Raw genomic sequence first — 16,347 nt, 5'->3', positions numbered from 1 at the left:
TCGCAGAAAATGGGTGGAACACGGCTCAATGTGGGAGCGGGCTTGCTCGCGAATGCGGTTTAACATTCAACATCTCAGTTAGCTGACACACCGCCTTCGCGAGCAAGCCCGCTCCCACATTTGGATCTCACCAGCCTTAAAGGATGTTGGAATAATCCGCCTCGATCCGGTCCAGGCTCAAGTGGTTGAGGAAGTTGGAGAAGCACATCCACGCCGACAACGCGTTCATGTCGCGAAACTGTTCCGGCAGGTACTTGGGCGGCACCACCAGGCCTTCGTCCACCAACTGACGCAAGGTACGCATGTCCTCCAGGGTGGTCTTGCCGCAGAACAACAGCGGTATCTGCTCCAGCTTGCCTTTACGCACGGCCAGTTGAATGTAGTTGTAAATCATGATGAAGCCCTTGAGGTAGGACAAGTCTTTGGTAAATGGCAGACCTGTCGGCACCGAGCCGCGGAACACGCGGCTGGCGTTGCTGTAGCTCTCGGGCATCTCGAAGCCTTGCTCACGGAAGAACTCGAACACCTGCAGGAAATCCGCGCCCTCCTCTACCATGTGAATCGCGCGGGTGCGGTTCGTGAGTTTGCGCAGACGGCTGGGGTACGAGGCGAAGGTGATGATTTCCATCAGGATCGCCAGGCCTTCCTGGGTCACCGTCGACGAGGGCGGGCCTTTGGCCAGGAAGGTGCAGATCGGCTGGTTCAGGCCGTTGAGCGTGGTGCCGACGTGCACCAGCCCTTCGTGGACCTCCAGGGCGCGCACATCGCGCTGGTTGAACATCGCGTCGGAGCGGATCTTGATGTAGTCGGCGCCGGCCGCCGCATCGGCGACGATGCCATCGGACTCGAACACCCGGATGGTTTCCTCGGCTTCGCCAAACACCTTGTTCAGGCGATGCTGCAACATATCGACCGCATCCTTGGCCGTCAGCGTCTTCGGCTCGTCCTTGAGGTCGCCACGGCCGTCGATGTTGTTCAGGTATTCGGACAGCATCATGCCCAGGTCGGACAGGGTCGGGTCGCCGGCATGGAATGCGTCGGACGCGGCGCCGTACAATTCCTGGGAAATCAGGCCGAAATCCTCGGTGCCGCGCGCTTCGAGCATGCGCACCACCATGCGGTACTCCTTGCACATGCGCCGCATGATCTGGCCGACGGGGTTGAACTGGCCGAGCTGGCGAGTGATGTCGCGCTCGATGTTCTGGAACTCCAGCTTCACTTTGCTGGAATCGAACGCCAGCGGCCGGTTGAGGTAGTAGTCGCGGTCCACCGCCGGCATTTCCTTGCCCTTGGCCTTGAGGAAACCCTTGCGAATGTTGTCGTCCCATTTGACCGCATCGAGGACGCGGATCGGCGTCTGCGCCAACACGATGCGATCAGACAAAATGCGTATCGACTGTTGGTAATCGTCCACGCGAAACTCCTGTAGAAACCTGTGGGTGCTGCTTACTTGGCTTTGGCCTGGCGCTGATAGCGCACCGCTTCGACGAACACATCGGAATTGGCCGGGTCGTCGAGGTAGGCGGCGACTTGATCCATGTGGCTGTCGATCAATACACCATCGCCATCGCTGGTCTGGAAGCTTTCACCGCTCAGGACGTTTTGCTTGATGGCCTGATTGATCTGTTCGAGGTCGAGGTTGTAAACCACCAACTCATGTTTGTCGGTCAGCTCAAAACCGCCGAGGGTGAAATGCCCGCCGAACTGCGCCGGCACCTTCGCCGACAGGTACCAGCGGCTGCCATGACGCGACACCGTGAAGGGATAGGCCTCCCGCTCCCGGGGCCTGGCCCGGTAATAGCTGACGGCCTGATAGCGGTTGTCGCCGAGGCGGGTCAGTTCGAGGTTGAGCGCCTCACCCCAGGCATTGGTGCTGGTCCATTTGCCGAGTAATCCTTTGGGCGCGGGGTCGCTTGCAGGCAGCGGTTCCTTGAAGGACACCAGACAGCCACTGAGCAGCAAGAACGACAAGGCGATCACAACGACACGCCAGGCTTTCATTCAATACTCCCTATGAATACACCGCCGACCTGTAGGGATCGCGTCACACCGACGCCAGCACCAGGTGCATGTAGCGCGTCAGGATGCCGAGCATTTCCTCTTCGGCGGCAGGCTCGTCTACGTTGAGCAGGCCCTGATATTCCATCCGGCCGATAATTGCCGTCAACACCTTGGCATCCTGATGCGGCTCGCGCGAGCCCAGCACCTGGAACAGTTGGCAAGAGCCCTGCAACAGGATTTGCTGATGCGAACGCACCAGTTCGGCCAGGCGCGGGTTGAGCAACGCCTCCTGGCGGAACGCCTGCTCGGCCATCAGGTGTTCGCGGCGATTGATCAGTTGCCGGTGAACGTAGTCGGTCATCAGCCGTGCGATATCGTCCGCCAGTTTCGAGCGCGCCTGCGGGCTGCCATCGCCACTGGCGATCATGTCGCGCAGCAGGCCCTCGTTGTTGACCCACAGCTTGCCCATGTACGCGGCACTGCGTTCCACGTATTGGGCGAAGGTATCGGTGAGCAGGTCATCGATATCCTTGAAATAGTAAGTGGTCGCCGACAACGGCACTTGCGCCTCGGCGGCCACCGCACGGTGCCGTACGGCGCGCACGCCATCGCGCACGACAATACGCATCGCGGCGTCGAGAATGTCCTGTCGACGCTGCTCACTGCCCTGTCGGCTGGCCTTGCGGCCCTGGTACTGAACACTTTCAGCGACCGCAGTGGCGATACCCGCTGCACCTTCTTGAGCCATTGCACGAATCACGACAGGTATTTCCTCTCAGATGAAACTAACAAGTTGATACGTTTGTACCAGACAGGCAATAAAAAACCGCCTGAAAAGGCGGTTTTTTAATTGAAACACTTACGCTTGCGGCCGCATGTGCGGGAACAGGATCACGTCGCGGATCGACGGGGAGTTGGTCAGCAGCATCACCAGACGGTCGATACCGATGCCTTCACCCGCCGTTGGCGGCATGCCGTACTCCAGCGCACGCACGAAGTCGGCGTCGTAGTGCATGGCTTCGTCGTCGCCGGCGTCCTTGTCGGCCACCTGGGCCATGAAACGCTCGGCCTGGTCTTCCGCGTCGTTCAGCTCGGAGTAGGCGTTAGCGATTTCACGACCACCGATGAACAGCTCGAATCGGTCGGTGACGTTCGGGTTGTCGTCATCACGACGTGCCAGCGGCGACACTTCGAACGGGTACTGAGTAATGAAGTGTGGCTGTTCCAGCTTGTGCTCGACCAGCTCTTCGAAAATCATCACCTGCAGCTTGCCCAGGCCTTCGAAGCCCAGCACCTTGGCGCCGGCCTTCTTGGCGATGGCGCGAGCCTTGTCGATGTCGTTCAGGTCGTCAGCGGTCAGCTCGGGGTTGTACTTGAGGATCGAGTCGAACACCGACAGGCGCACGAACGGCTCGCCGAAGTGGAACACCTTGTCGCCGTACGGCACGTCGGTGCTGCCCAGAACCAGCTGCGCCAGTTCACGGAACAACTCTTCGGTCAGGTCCATGTTGTCTTCGTAGTCGGCGTAGGCCTGGTAGAACTCCAACATGGTGAATTCAGGGTTGTGACGAGTCGAAACGCCTTCGTTACGGAAGTTGCGGTTGATCTCGAACACCTTCTCGAACCCGCCGACAACAAGGCGCTTGAGGTACAGCTCAGGCGCAATGCGCAGGAACATTTCCATGTCCAGCGCGTTGTGGTGGGTTTCGAACGGCTTGGCTGCCGCGCCGCCCGGAATGGTCTGCAGCATCGGCGTTTCCACTTCCAGGAAGTCACGCTTCATCAGGAAGCTGCGGATGTGGGCGATGACTTGCGAACGCACGCGGAAGGTCTGGCGCACGTCTTCGTTGACGATCAGGTCAACGTAGCGCTGGCGGTAGCGCTGTTCGGTGTCGGTCAGGCCGTGGTGCTTGTCCGGCAGCGGGCGCAGGGATTTGGTCAGCAGGCGCACGTTGGTCATTTCAACGTACAGGTCACCCTTGCCGGAACGGGCCAGGGTGCCTTCGGCGGCAATGATGTCGCCCATGTCCCAGGTTTTCACCGCTGCCAGGGTTTCTTCGGACAGGGTCTTGCGATTGACGTAGACCTGGATACGACCGGTCATGTCCTGGATCACCATGAACGAGCCACGGTTGAGCATGATACGACCGGCAACCTTGACCGGGATCGCAGCCTCTGCCAGCTCTTCCTTGGTCTTGTCCGCGTACTGTTTCTGCAGTGCATCGCAGTAGTTTTCGCGGCGGAAGTCGTTCGGGAAGGCATTGCCCTTGGCGCGCTCGGCAGCAAGCTTTTCCTTGCGCAGGGCGATCAGGGAGTTTTCTTCCTGTTGCAGGGCTTGCGGGTCGAGTTCTAGGTCGCTCATGTCTTTAAATATTCCATCTGGTTCGTTTTCCCCGGCCTGCGGCCGGGGATCGCCGGCAAGCCGGCTCCTACAGGGGATCGCGGTGTGTCAGTAACTTACAGCCCGGACTTCAGGCTCGCTTCCAGGTATTCGTCGATGTCGCCATCGAGCACCTTGTCACAGTCGCTGCGTTCGATGTTGGTGCGCAGATCCTTGATCCGCGAGGCATCGAGCACGTACGAACGGATCTGATGACCCCAGCCGATATCGGACTTGGTGTCTTCCAGCGCCTGGGACGCCGCGTTGCGCTTCTGCATTTCCTGCTCGTACAACTTGGCCCGCAGCATTTTCATGGCGGTGTCCTTGTTGGCGTGCTGGGAACGTTCGTTCTGGCAGCTGACCACGGTATTGGTCGGTACGTGGGTGATACGTACGGCCGAGTCGGTGGTGTTTACGTGCTGACCACCGGCACCCGAGGAACGATAGGTGTCGATCCGCAAGTCTGCCGGGTTGATTTCGATTTCGACCTTGTCATCGATCTCTGGCGAGACGAACACCGCGGAGAACGAGGTGTGGCGACGGTTGCCGGAGTCGAACGGGCTCTTGCGCACCAGGCGGTGCACGCCGATCTCGGTGCGCAACCAGCCAAACGCGTATTCGCCCTTGATGTGCACGGTCGCGCCCTTGATCCCGGCGACTTCACCGGCGGACAGTTCCATGATGGTCGCGTCGAAACCGCGTTTGTCGGCCCAGCGCAGGTACATGCGCAGCAGAATGTTGGCCCAGTCCTGGGCTTCGGTGCCGCCGGAACCGGCCTGGATGTCCAGGTAGGCGTTGTTCGGGTCCATTTCGTGGCTGAACATGCGACGGAATTCCAGCTTGGCCAGACTTTCCTCGAGTCGGGCCAGCTCGGCGACGACATCGTCCACTGCACCTTCGTCGTTTTCTTCGACGGCCATGTCCAGCAGGTCGCGGCAATCGGCCAGACCGGTGTTCAGTTCGTCCAGGGTATCGACGATTTGCGCCAGCGCAGCGCGCTCGCGGCCCAACTCCTGAGCGTATTCAGGTTTGTTCCAGACACTCGGATCTTCAAGCTCGCGATTGACTTCGGTCAGACGCTCATGCTTTTGATCGTAGTCAAAGATACCCCCGAATAGTTTCGGAGCGCTCGGACAGGTCCTTGATGGTGTTCAGGATCGGGTTGATTTCCATGACGGGCAGCACTCGTTGGCGAACTTTTGAAAGCCGGCGAGTATAACGGGAAACAGCCGAAAACGGCAGTCCGCTTGGCCGAAATGCCAAGTCCCTGTAGGAGCGAGCTTGCTCGCGAGAAACGCTCAGGCACCGCGTTTATTCAGATAGCCATCGTCATCGTTAACGACCATCGCGAGCAGGCTCGCTCCTACAGGGGCGTGGTGGTCACCCGATCCCCACTTGGTTGCGCCCGTTGTTCTTCGCCGAATACAGCCCCTTGTCCGCCGCCAGGATCAGGTCGCGGCAGTTGCTGCCCGCTTTCGGGGTGATGGTCGACAGGCCGATGCTGATGGTCAGGCTCGACCCTTCGGTTGGCGAGTTATGCGGGATCTTTAGGGCTGCCACGGTCTGGCGCAGCTTCTCGGCGACAAGCCGCGCGCCGCCCTGGGAGGTGTTGGGCAGCACCAGGGCAAACTCTTCGCCGCCGTAGCGGGCCGGCAGGTCCGAAGGCCGGGCACTGGCTTCCTTGATCGCCGTGGCGACCTTGCGCAGGGCTTCATCGCCTTCCAGGTGGCCGAAACTGTCGTTGTAGGTCTTGAAGTAGTCGACATCGATCATCAGCAACGACAACTGGCTCTGCTCACGCAGCGAGCGACGCCACTCCAGTTCCATGTACTCGTCGAAGTGTCGACGGTTCGACAACCCGGTCAGGCCATCGGAGTTCATCAGGCGTTGCAGGACCAGGTTGGTGTCGAGCAGTTGCTGCTGGCTGACCCGCAACGCGCGGTAGGCCGCGTCCCGTTGCAGCAGGGTCATGTAGGACCGTGAGTGATAGCGGATGCGCGCGACCAGTTCGATGTTGTCCGGTAGCTTGACCAGGTAATCGTTGGCCCCGGCGGCAAAGGCCGCGCTCTTGATCAGCGGATCTTCCTTGGTCGACAGGACGATGATCGGAATGTCCTTGGTCGCCGGGTGATTGCGGTATTCGCGCACCAGGCTCAGGCCGTCAAGGCCGGGCATGACCAGATCCTGCAGGATCACCGTCGGCTTGATGCGCACCGCGTGGGCGATGGCCTGGTGCGGGTCGGCGCAGAAGTGGAAATCGATGTTCTCTTCGTTCGACAGGCCGCGGCGCACGGCTTCGCCGATCATGGCCTGATCGTCCACCAGCAACACCATGGCGGCGTTTTCGTCGGTCTTGAAGTCGTCGAGCTGTAATTCATTCATGTGCGGTCACCTGAGTACTACTTGAGCCAGGAATGAGGAAAAATGTGCTCATTTGGCGAAAATCTCCAGCAATCGTGGCGCTATCTTGTCCAGCGGGCGAATCTCCACGGCAGCGTCGATGGCTGCGGCCGCCTTTGGCATGCCATACACCGCACTGCTGCCCTGGTCTTGTGCGATGGTCAGGTAGCCCTGTTGGCGCATGAGTTTAAGCCCCTGGGCGCCATCACGCCCCATGCCGGTGAGTAAAACCCCCACGGCGTCACCGTTCCAGTAACTGGCCACGCTTTCGAAGAACACATCGATGGATGGCCGGTAGATTTCGTTGACCGGTTCGGCGGTGTAGGCCAGCGTGCCGTTTTTCAGCAAGCGAATATGGTGATTGGTGCCGGCCAGCAATACCGTGCCGCTTTGCGGCGGCTCGCCTTCCTCGGCCAGGCGCACGTTGAGGCCGCTGGCACTGCCGAGCCATTCAGCCATGCCGGCGGCAAACACCTGGTCAACGTGCTGCACCAGCACGATAGCTGGAGAAAAATCACGTGGCAGACCCTTGAGCAAGACTTCCAGCGCAGCCGGCCCACCGGCGGATGAGCCAATGGCGATCAGGCTCTGGCGTGAGCCCGAACTGCGCATTGGCGCCAGCGTCGGGCGTGGGGGGTTGCCCTTGTCGCCGATCAGCCAGCCGATGTTCATGATCTTGCGCAACAACGGCGCAGCCGCGTCCTGGGCATTGCCGGCGCCGACGGTCGGGGTGTCGACCACGTCCAGCGCACCGTGGCCCATGGCCTCGAACACCCGGTGCACGTTCTGCTGGCGATCCACGGTGACGATGACAATGGCGCACGGGGTCTCAGCCATGATCCGCCGCGTGGCCTCGACGCCATCCATCACCGGCATGATCAGGTCCATCAGGATCAGGTCCGGCGTGTCCTGGGCGCACAGGCGCACCGCTTCGGCGCCATTGCCGGCGACCCAGACCACCTCGTGTGTCGGCTCGAATGCCAGGGCGCGGCGCAGGGCCTCCACCGCCATGGGCATGTCGTTGACGATTGCAATCCTCATGCACGCGCTCCTCCGATGAGCTCGACCACTGCATCGAGCAAGGCGTCGTCATGAAAACTGGCCTTGGCTAGATAATAGTCGGCCCCGGCATCCAGTCCACGGCGCCGGTCCTCCTCGCGATCCTTGTAGGACACCACCATCACCGGGAGCGATTGCAGGCGATTGTCCCGACGCAGCAACGTAACCAGTTCGATGCCGTCCATGCGCGGCATATCAATGTCGGTGATCAACAGATCGAAATCCTCCGAACGCAATGCGTTCCAGCCGTCCATGCCGTCTACCGCAACCGCCACGTCGTATCCGCGATTGAGCAACAGCTTGCGCTGCAACTCTCGCACGGTCAGGGAATCGTCCACCACCAGAATTCGTTTGCGGGCCGCCTCGACCACCTGATTACTGTGGCGGGCGATGCGCTCCAGGCGCCCGGTGTTGAGCAGTTTTTCCACGGACCGCAGCATGTCTTCGACATCGACGATCAACACCACCGAACCGTCGTCTAGCAAGGCTCCGGCGGAAATGTCCTGCACCTTGCCCAGACGCTCATCCAGCGGCAGCACCACCAATGTCCGCTCCCCGATAAACCGCTCCACGGCCACGCCATAGATCGCATCGCGCTCGCGAATCACCACGACTTTCAGGGTTTGCCCGCTGTTCTGGCTGGCCGGGCGATGCAGCAACTGGCTGGCCGCCACCAGCCCGACATGCCGGCCTTCGTACCAGAAATGCTGGCGACCTTCGACCTGCACAATATCCGCCGGCTCCAGATCACACATGCGCTCAATGTGCGCCAGCGGAAAGGCATAGGCCTCGTCGCCAACCTCCACCACCAGGCTGCGCACCACCGACAGGGTCAACGGCACTTCAAGATGGAAACGACTGCCCTCGCCCGCCGTCTGCTCCAGCACCACCGCACCGCGCAACTGCCGGACCATGTGCTGCACCGCATCCAGGCCGACGCCACGACCGGACACCTCGGTGACCCTGTCGCGCAGGCTGAAACCGGGCAGGAACAGGAACGTCAGCAGCTCTTCTTCGCTCAACTGCGCGGCGGTTTCTGCGGGGGACAGATTTCGTTCAACGATACTGCGACGGACTTTTTCCAGATCCACGCCATTACCGTCATCGCTCAATTCAAGCACCAGCAAACCAGCCTGATGCGAAGCGCGCAGACGAATCAAACCTTCCGCCGGCTTGCCGGCCAGCAGGCGTTGTTCCGGGAGTTCGATGCCGTGGTCGACCGCGTTGCGCAGCAGGTGAGTCAGCGGCGCCTCGAGCTTTTCCAGCACGTCGCGATCGACCTGGGTCTTCTCGCCTTCAATTTCCAGTCGCACCTGTTTACCCAGGTCGCGCCCCAGATCACGGACCATGCGCACCTGCCCGGTCAGCACATCGGCAAAGGGCCGCATGCGACAGGCCAGCGCCGTGTCGTACAACACCTGCGCCCGCTGACTGGCATGCCAGGCGAACTCATCGAGTTCGGCGTTCTTTTCCATGAGCAATTGCTGGGATTGCGCCAGTAAGCGCCGCGCATCCTCAAGGGCTTCCTGGGCTTCCAGGCTCAAGGCGTGATCCTTGAGGTGAACGTTGAGATTCTCCAGCGCTCGCAGGCTGTTGCTCTGCATGCGCTTGAGTCGCTGCATGGTCGCCAGGTGCGGTTTGAGGCGCTGCGTTTCCACCAGGGACTTGCTCGACAGATCGAGCAGGCTGTTCAGGCGCTCGGCGGTGACGCGCAACACACGTTCACCATTTTCGGTGGTGCGTTTGGTCTTGCGCAGGGCGGGCGCCGCAGGCGGTTCGACCTCGGGCGCGGGTGCTTCAAGCATGAGCTCGGAGATAATCCGTTCGGCCATGACCGGTTCGGCAGGCGCAACCAGCGGTGCTGTCGGATCCAGCAAGCGTGCCATCAAGGATACGTAAGCCTCAATATCCGCGGCCTGCGGATTGTTGTCCGGCGTGGCGATGCGCATCAGCAGATCGGTGCCTTGCAGCAACGCATCGATGTGTTCGGGGCGCAGCAACAGGCGCCCTTCCTGGGCACTGACCAGGCAATCTTCCATCACGTGGGCGACGCTGACCCCGGCATCGACGCCCACGATCCGCGCCGCCCCCTTGAGCGAGTGCGCCGCACGCATGCACGATTCAAGCTGATCGGCCAGGGTCGGATCGCGCTCAAGCGCCAGCAGGCCGGCACTCAAGACCTGGGTCTGGGCTTCGGCCTCCAGGCTGAACAGCTCCAGCAAAGAGGCGTCGCGCATTTGCTCGGGGGTCATGTGAGGCTCCGGGTCACGGCGGACAACAGCTGTTCTTCATCCAGCCAACGCAGGCTGCGACCTTTGAATTGCAACACGCCACGGGTGTATCTGGCGCTGGCCTGGGCCCCCGAGCGCGATGCGCTATCGAGGATATGCTCGTCGATGGCGTGAATCCCGTCGACTTCGTCCACCGGCACCACCACCGGCCCGCCGTGGGCCGCGATGATCAGCATGCGCGGCATGACCCGCGCACCCGGTGCCACACTGTTGGTTCCGTCGAGCCCGAGCAGCTCCACCAGCGACAGGCAGGCCACCAGCGCGCCGCGCACATTCGCCACGCCGAGCAAGGCCCGGGAGCGCTGGTGCGGCAAAGAGTGAATCGCCTGCAACGGCGACACTTCCACCAGGCTGCGCGTGGCCAGTCCCAACCACTCTTCTCCCAGACGGAACATCAACAACGAGCGGGTTTTCACCTCACTCTCGAGCCCGACGGACACTGGTCCGCGCTCTTGCTGCTGCAAGGCATAACGATCGAGCAGACGCGTCGCGGCGGCCGAATACACCGCACAATTGCGGCAATGAATATGTTCGGCCAGCAACGGGCAGGACTTGTCGCCGTGGATACCGATGCGGTTCCAGCAATCGTCGATGACCTGGGCATCCCGGGTGACGCTGAAGGTGTCGGAGGCGATCATCGTTTACGCTCACTGTCGGCGGCGCGTGCGCTGCGGGCGGCACGTTCCTGCAATCGTCTGGCCCCCGCCGCGTCACCCTGGGCCTGCAGCAAGGCGGCCAGGTGCATCAACGCTTCGGGATGTTGCGGTTCGAGGTACAACGCCTTGCGATAAAAGCCCTGGGCTTCCAGGACGTTTCCCGCAACATCACTGAGCAGTCCCAGCCAATAGAACACCTGGGCTACCGGTTCATGACTGCGCAAATAGCTTTCACACGCAGCCTTTGCCTCGGCGCTTTTACCTTCGTTGGCCAGCCCGGCGATGTTCGCCAGCAGCACGGCCGTATCGGTGCCAGAGGTTTTCGGCACAGACGCCAGTGGCACGACACTGGCGAACGGACGACTGCGCACCGGCGCAACAGGTCGATTGCGCAGCGGTTGCGGCACAGGCAAGGGGGTTGGAACGAATGCCGGCAGGGGTTCAGGCTCCGCAGCCCCTTGTCGACTGAAGGCGAAGGACTGCGCGATACCGATCGAGCGCATCCCCAAACGCCCCAGCAGACTGCCTTCGGCCGGGCCGATAAACAGCACGCCATCATCGTGGGTCAGGCGCTTGAGCACTTCAAAGACTTGCTTCTGGGTCGACTGGTCGAAATAGATCAGCAGGTTGCGACAAAACACGAAATCGAAGGGCGGTTCACCGGCCAGCAAGGCCGGGTCCAGCAGATTGCCGACCTGCAAGCGCACCTGTTCCTGCACACGCGGGTCCAGGCGATAGCCGTCGCCTTCGGCTATGAAATGGCGGTCGCGAAACGCAATGTCGTCGCCCCGAAAGGAATTCTTGCCGTACAAGGCTCGCCTGGCTTTATCCACCGACAACGGGCTGACGTCCATGCCGTCGACCTTGAACTGGTGCGGCTTGAGTCCGGCATCGAACAACGCCATGGCGATTGAATACGGTTCTTCACCGGTGGAACACGGCAGGCTGAGAATCCGCAGTGCGCGCAGGTTGTTGATTTCAGCCAGACGCTTGCTCGCCAGTTTCGCCAGGGTGGCGAAGGATTCCGGATACCGGAAGAACCAGGTTTCCGGAACGATCACCGCTTCGATCAATGCCTGTTGCTCGTCCCGTGAGCCCTGCAAGGTGAGCCAATACTCATCGGCCGAGACTGCTTGCGCAGCCACGCTGCGCTGGCGCACCGCCCGCTCGATGATTGCCGGCCCCACCGAGGTCACGTCGAGTCCGATTCGCTCCTTGAGGAAGTCGAAAAAACGCTGATCGCTGCTCATGGCCGCACCTCCAGCAGCGCCGGATCCATTGGCGGCGAAGGAAACAACAAGGCGCGCACCTGATCGTTCAGCAGATCACTGACCCGTACCCATTGCAGCAAGCCTTGCTCGTCCTTGCGCACCGGCCCCAGGTACGGCGCCTGGCGATTGTCCAGGCCGTAGGGCTGAAAATCCGCCGGATCGCAGCGCAAGGTGTCGGTCGCCTGTTCCAGAATCAGCCCGAGCAACTGCGTCTCGGCGGTTCCATCCGGGCAGTAGTTGACCAGCACCAGCCGGGTGCTGGTACGGGCCTGTGCCGGCGCGCCAAACGTCAGTGCACTCAAGTCGATCACCGGCACCACGGCGCCCCGATAGGCGAACACCCCGGCGACCCAGGCGGGGGCATGGGCAATGGGCTTCAAGGGCAGGCGCGGCAGCACTTCAACCACTTCGACAGCCTTCAAGGCATAGCGCTCGCTGCCGATGCGAAACACCAGAAACAATGCATGCAGCGCCTGCTTCACGGCAGAGCGCTTGGCCGTGATTTCGCTCATTAGACTTTGAATCGCGAAACGCCGCCGCGCAGCCCGACGGCTACCTGGCTCAGTTCATCAATGGCGAAACTGGCCTGGCGCAGAGACTCGACTGTCTGGCTGCTGGCATCACCCAACTGCACCAGCGCATGGTTGATCTGCTCGGCACCGGTAGCCTGGGCCTGCATCCCTTCGTTGACCATCAGCACCCGCGGCGCCAGCGCCTGGACCTGATGGATGATCTGCGACAATTGCTCGCCGACCTGCTGCACCTCGGACATGCCGCGACGCACTTCTTCGGAGAACTTGTCCATGCCCATGACCCCGGCCGATACCGCTGACTGGATCTCGCGCACCATTTGCTCGATGTCGTAGGTGGCCACCGCCGTCTGGTCCGCCAGGCGCCGTACTTCGGTGGCGACCACGGCAAAACCGCGCCCGTACTCACCGGCCTTCTCGGCCTCGATGGCGGCGTTGAGCGACAGCAGGTTGGTCTGGTCGGCCACCTTGACGATGGTCACCACCACCTGATTGATGTTGCCGGCCTTCTCGTTGAGGATCGCCAGCTTGGCATTGACCAGATCGGCCGCGCCCATCACCGAGTGCATGGTTTCCTCCATGCGCGCCAGGCCCTGTTGCCCGGAGCCGGCGGCCACGGAAGCCTGATCGGCGGCGGTGGAAACCTCGGTCATGGTGCGCACCAGATCCCGGGAGGTGGCGGCGATTTCACGGGAGGTCGCGCCGATTTCCGTGGTGGTGGCGGCGGTTTCCGTGGCAGTCGCCTGTTGCTGCTTGGAGGTGGCGGCGATCTCGGTGACCGACGTGGTCACCTGCACCGATGAACGCTGTGCCTGGGACACCAGCGAGGTGAGCTCGGTCATCATGTCGTTGAAACCGGTCTCTACCGCGCCGAATTCGTCCTTGCGCTCCAGGTTGAGACGGCGGCTGAGATCGCCCGTACGCATGACTTCGAGGATCTGCACGATACGGTTCATCGGCGCCATGATCGCGCGCATCAACAACAGGCCGCAGAGACCGGCAGCCAGCACCGCCACCAGCAGGGAAATGCCCATGATGGTTTTTGCGGTGAGCACCGCATCATCGATGGCCGCAACATCCTGGTCTGCCACCGCTTTGTTATGACGCAGAATCTCACTGAGTCTCATTCGACCAGCCGTCCAGACCGGGGTCAGTTCTTCGTTGAACATCTTGATGGCTTCGGCGTCCTGGTTGCGTTTATGCAACTCGGCAACGGCAAGCAGGATCCGGTGGTAATCCCTGTGGATGGTTTCAAACGCGGCGTACTCGACCTTGTCCTCATCCGTCGTGATCGTTTGACGATAAAGCTCCATCTGCTCTTGCAGACGCGCGGAAAAATCCTTGAAGTCCGATGCATCCTTGTCGGTGAAGCCCTGTCCCTGCTCCAGCCCCAGCATCCCCATCATCCTCAGATAACTGTCGGACCAGGCGCCGCGGATCATCGAGCTGTAATACAACCCGGGCAGAGCATCCTCACGAACGCTGGCTTCGCTGCTTTCGATCTTCAGAAGCCGCGAATACGAGACGACCACCATCAGCAGCATGATGGCGATAATTACCGCAAAGCTCGCCAAAATGCGTTGGCGTAACGTCCAGTTCTTCACAGTCAATCCTCGGGCCTGATTCGAAATGCGGGGAGTATAGCCGAGGGCGGTGTTTCATTTATAAGACAGATGCAACCCACTTCTCATCCCGTTGAAAAAAGGCGGGATGGGCTCTGGGTGGGACTGTCCGCTAATTGAGGGAATGGGTGTTAGGGGTGATTGGGTAGAATCGGGCGACGGATCGGCCATTGGGGGTGTGGCGTGGCTGAAAACGAGGACCCTGTGGGAGCTGGCTTGCCAGCGAAAGCGTCGTGTCAGACAACCGATTACTGACTGAATGACCGCCTTCGCTGGCAAGCCAGCTCCCACAATTACATCGAAGCCTGGCGAACCTGCTTCTCCAGCTCAGCCTTCAACCCCGGCTCCAGCCTGAGTTGCCGCGCCAACTCATCCAGGTAGGACTTCTCCATGAAGTTCTCCTCGTCGACCATCATCACACTCGCGATGTACATCTCGGCGGCGGTCTCCGGCGTGCGCGCGGCACGGGCGACGTCGGCGGGGTCAAGCGGCTTGTTGAGTTCGGCGTGCAGCCAGTGTTGCAGCTCCTGGTCATTGTCGAGCTTGATGAACTCGCCCTCGATCAGCGCGCGCTCACGCTCGTCGACATGCCCGTCAGCCTTGGCCGCGGCCACCAGCGCCTTGAGAATCGCCTGGCTGTGCTGCTCGACTTGCGCGGCAGGCAAGCGGTCGAGGGTTTGCGGTTCCGTTTCTGGCGCAGTGCCCTGCTGGGCCTGCCAGTTGCCGTAGGCCTTGTAGGCCAGCACGCCCAACGCGGCGAGGCCGCCATAGACCGCAACCTTGCCGCCCACCTTGCGGGCCTTCTTGCTGCCGAGCAGCAAGCCCATCGCACCTGCCGCCAATGCCCCGCCGCTTGCGCCGGAGAGCAAACTGCCGAGGGCACCGGTGCCACCGCTCGCGCCCTTTTGCTGTGAGCCACCGGTCTTGTTCTGAAGCAGGTCCTGGCCGGACTTGAGTAGTTGATCGAGCAATCCACGGGTGTTCATTTGCTGCCTCCACAGGACGTTTAACCTGAAATCAAGGGCACCAGCCTAGATCGAAAGTGCCGACGCCCCGTGCGCGAGAGTGCTTCCAGATGTTGCATCGCCAGGGCACCTGGCGCTGACCATCGAAAAAAAAGATATACACTCCAACAAATCGATAAAAACAGCCCACCGGGTGCCTCCCCCCATGATGACCTTGCGTCAGATCCGCCATTTCATCGCTGTGGCCGAGACCGGTTCGATCTCCGCCGCCGCACAAACCGCGTTCATTTCCCAGTCGACCCTGACCCTGGCCATCCAGCAGCTGGAGGAGGAAATCGGCGTCAGCCTGTTCAGCCGCCACGCCAAGGGCATGACCCTGACCCATCAGGGCCATCAATTCCTGCGCCAGGCGCACTTGATCCTGGCCACCGTGGATAACGCCAAGCGCAGCCTGCAACAGAGCACCGACCAGGTTGCCGGGCAATTGATCGTCGGCGTGACCAGCCTGGTGGCCGGTTACTACCTGGCGGATTTGCTCACTCGCTTCCAGCGCGCCTACCCCAACGTGGAAATCCGCGTGATGGAAGATGAGCGCCCGTACATCGAGCATTTGCTGGTCAGCGGCGAGATCGATGTCGGCGTGCTGATCCTCTCCAACCTCGAAGACCGTCACGCCTTGCAGACCGAAGTGCTGACCCACTCGCCGCACCGGCTATGGCTGCCGGCCCAGCATCCCTTGCTGGAACACGACAGCATCAACCTCGCCGATGTGGCCCGCGAGCCATTGATTCAACTGAACGTCGATGAAATGGACCGCAACGCCCAGCGCATGTGGTCAGCCGCCTCTTTGCAACCGCGCATCACCCTGCGCACGGCCTCGACCGAAGCGGTGCGAAGCCTGGTGGCCGCCGGCCTGGGGGTATCGATCCAACCCGACATGACCTATCGCCCGTGGTCGCTGGAGGGCGACATCATCGAAGCGCGGCCGATTGCCGACCTCAGCCAGACCCTGGATGTCGGCCTCGCCTGGCGTCGCGGCACGGCCCGGCCGGCGCTGGTAGACCCGTTCCTGACGGTCGCCCGCGAACAACCCCATGGCGGGCGCAAGCCATCTATTTAATCGAACGCCACCTTCAGTATTTAGTATTTGTTGTCCTCGGGCCCGCGAACTA

At 61.4% G+C, this 16,347-nt stretch carries 14 protein-coding genes; 1 reads left to right on the top strand and 13 read right to left on the bottom strand.

The genetic code is table 11. The annotated features are described in order from the left end of the window. Positions 1-136: 136 nt before the first annotated feature. From AC3WN7_RS23990 to AC3WN7_RS23930, 13 genes are all read right to left on the bottom strand, one after another. Positions 137-1,414: a flavohemoglobin expression-modulating QEGLA motif protein gene (locus AC3WN7_RS23990; RefSeq protein WP_095965012.1), complete on the bottom strand. Its 1,278-nt coding sequence runs from the start codon at positions 1,412-1,414 to the stop codon at positions 137-139. A gap of 32 nt (positions 1,415-1,446) precedes the next feature. Then, positions 1,447-2,001 carry a hypothetical protein gene (locus AC3WN7_RS23985; RefSeq protein WP_095965011.1) on the bottom strand — a complete coding sequence of 185 codons (555 nt, stop codon included), beginning with the start codon at positions 1,999-2,001 and terminating at the stop codon, positions 1,447-1,449. Between the two features lie 43 nt (positions 2,002-2,044). Then, positions 2,045-2,761, bottom strand: a complete 717-nt coding sequence (locus AC3WN7_RS23980) for a TetR/AcrR family transcriptional regulator (RefSeq protein ID WP_041474790.1) — start codon at positions 2,759-2,761, stop codon at positions 2,045-2,047. Positions 2,762-2,860: 99 nt separating this feature from the next. Further along, positions 2,861-4,363: a lysine--tRNA ligase gene (gene lysS, locus AC3WN7_RS23975; protein WP_102675286.1), complete on the bottom strand. Its 1,503-nt coding sequence runs from the start codon at positions 4,361-4,363 to the stop codon at positions 2,861-2,863. A 95-nt stretch (positions 4,364-4,458) separates the two neighbouring features. Beyond that, a protein-coding gene (gene prfB, locus AC3WN7_RS23970; protein WP_095965010.1) for a peptide chain release factor 2 occupies positions 4,459-5,554 on the bottom strand; the annotation gives its coding sequence in 2 pieces (ribosomal slippage) (positions 4,459-5,481 and positions 5,483-5,554; 1,095 coding nt in all). A 207-nt stretch (positions 5,555-5,761) separates the two neighbouring features. After that, complete coding sequence (locus tag AC3WN7_RS23965) at positions 5,762-6,763, bottom strand: response regulator (protein ID WP_095965009.1); 1,002 nt, start codon at positions 6,761-6,763, stop codon at positions 5,762-5,764. Positions 6,764-6,811: 48 nt separating this feature from the next. Further along, positions 6,812-7,822, bottom strand: coding sequence for a chemotaxis response regulator protein-glutamate methylesterase (locus AC3WN7_RS23960; protein WP_095965008.1), 1,011 nt, complete (start codon positions 7,820-7,822; stop codon positions 6,812-6,814). After that, entirely contained in the window at positions 7,819-10,092 is a 2,274-nt protein-coding gene (locus tag AC3WN7_RS23955) for a hybrid sensor histidine kinase/response regulator (RefSeq protein WP_102675287.1), read from the bottom strand. Before AC3WN7_RS23955 ends, AC3WN7_RS23960 begins: the two co-directional genes overlap by 4 nt. After that, a complete protein-coding gene (locus AC3WN7_RS23950) occupies positions 10,089-10,769 on the bottom strand; it encodes a chemotaxis protein CheW (RefSeq protein ID WP_095965006.1) in 681 nt (226 codons plus the stop codon). Before AC3WN7_RS23950 ends, AC3WN7_RS23955 begins: the two co-directional genes overlap by 4 nt. Next, entirely contained in the window at positions 10,766-12,037 is a 1,272-nt protein-coding gene (locus tag AC3WN7_RS23945; protein WP_095965005.1) for a CheR family methyltransferase, read from the bottom strand. The genes AC3WN7_RS23950 and AC3WN7_RS23945 overlap by 4 nt, the downstream gene beginning before the upstream one ends. Beyond that, positions 12,034-12,570: a chemotaxis protein CheW gene (locus AC3WN7_RS23940; protein ID WP_095965004.1), complete on the bottom strand. Its 537-nt coding sequence runs from the start codon at positions 12,568-12,570 to the stop codon at positions 12,034-12,036. Before AC3WN7_RS23940 ends, AC3WN7_RS23945 begins: the two co-directional genes overlap by 4 nt. Next, positions 12,570-14,192: a methyl-accepting chemotaxis protein gene (locus AC3WN7_RS23935; RefSeq protein WP_095965003.1), complete on the bottom strand. Its 1,623-nt coding sequence runs from the start codon at positions 14,190-14,192 to the stop codon at positions 12,570-12,572. Before AC3WN7_RS23935 ends, AC3WN7_RS23940 begins: the two co-directional genes overlap by 1 nt. Before the next feature lie 311 nt (positions 14,193-14,503). After that, complete coding sequence (locus tag AC3WN7_RS23930; protein ID WP_095965002.1) at positions 14,504-15,196, bottom strand: tellurite resistance TerB family protein; 693 nt, start codon at positions 15,194-15,196, stop codon at positions 14,504-14,506. Between the two features lie 184 nt (positions 15,197-15,380). Between AC3WN7_RS23930 and AC3WN7_RS23925 the strand changes: the two genes are divergently transcribed. Continuing rightward, the gene (locus AC3WN7_RS23925; protein ID WP_007975056.1) at positions 15,381-16,295 is read left to right on the top strand and encodes a LysR family transcriptional regulator; all 915 of its coding nucleotides are present in this window, start codon (positions 15,381-15,383) and stop codon (positions 16,293-16,295) included. Positions 16,296-16,347 lie beyond the last annotated feature (52 nt).

This window comes from Pseudomonas sp. FW305-70, assembly GCF_058783925.1.
This window is presented reverse-complemented; position numbering and strand designations above follow the sequence as displayed.

Bases quoted from the DNA above. Each gene is read 5' to 3' on its own strand.
- AC3WN7_RS23985 (WP_095965011.1), bottom strand. From the start codon at position 2,001: ATGAAAGCCTGGCGTGTCGTTGTGATCGCCTTGTCGTTCTTGCTGCTC.
- lysS (WP_102675286.1), bottom strand. From the start codon at position 4,363: ATGAGCGACCTAGAACTCGACCCGCAAGCCCTGCAACAGGAAGAAAAC.
- AC3WN7_RS23965 (WP_095965009.1), bottom strand. From the start codon at position 6,763: ATGAATGAATTACAGCTCGACGACTTCAAGACCGACGAAAACGCCGCC.
- AC3WN7_RS23960 (WP_095965008.1), bottom strand. From the start codon at position 7,822: ATGAGGATTGCAATCGTCAACGACATGCCCATGGCGGTGGAGGCCCTG.
- AC3WN7_RS23955 (WP_102675287.1), bottom strand. From the start codon at position 10,092: ATGACCCCCGAGCAAATGCGCGACGCCTCTTTGCTGGAGCTGTTCAGC.
- AC3WN7_RS23950 (WP_095965006.1), bottom strand. From the start codon at position 10,769: ATGATCGCCTCCGACACCTTCAGCGTCACCCGGGATGCCCAGGTCATC.
- AC3WN7_RS23945 (WP_095965005.1), bottom strand. From the start codon at position 12,037: ATGAGCAGCGATCAGCGTTTTTTCGACTTCCTCAAGGAGCGAATCGGA.
- AC3WN7_RS23940 (WP_095965004.1), bottom strand. From the start codon at position 12,570: ATGAGCGAAATCACGGCCAAGCGCTCTGCCGTGAAGCAGGCGCTGCAT.
- AC3WN7_RS23930 (WP_095965002.1), bottom strand. From the start codon at position 15,196: ATGAACACCCGTGGATTGCTCGATCAACTACTCAAGTCCGGCCAGGAC.
- AC3WN7_RS23925 (WP_007975056.1), top strand. From the start codon at position 15,381: ATGATGACCTTGCGTCAGATCCGCCATTTCATCGCTGTGGCCGAGACC.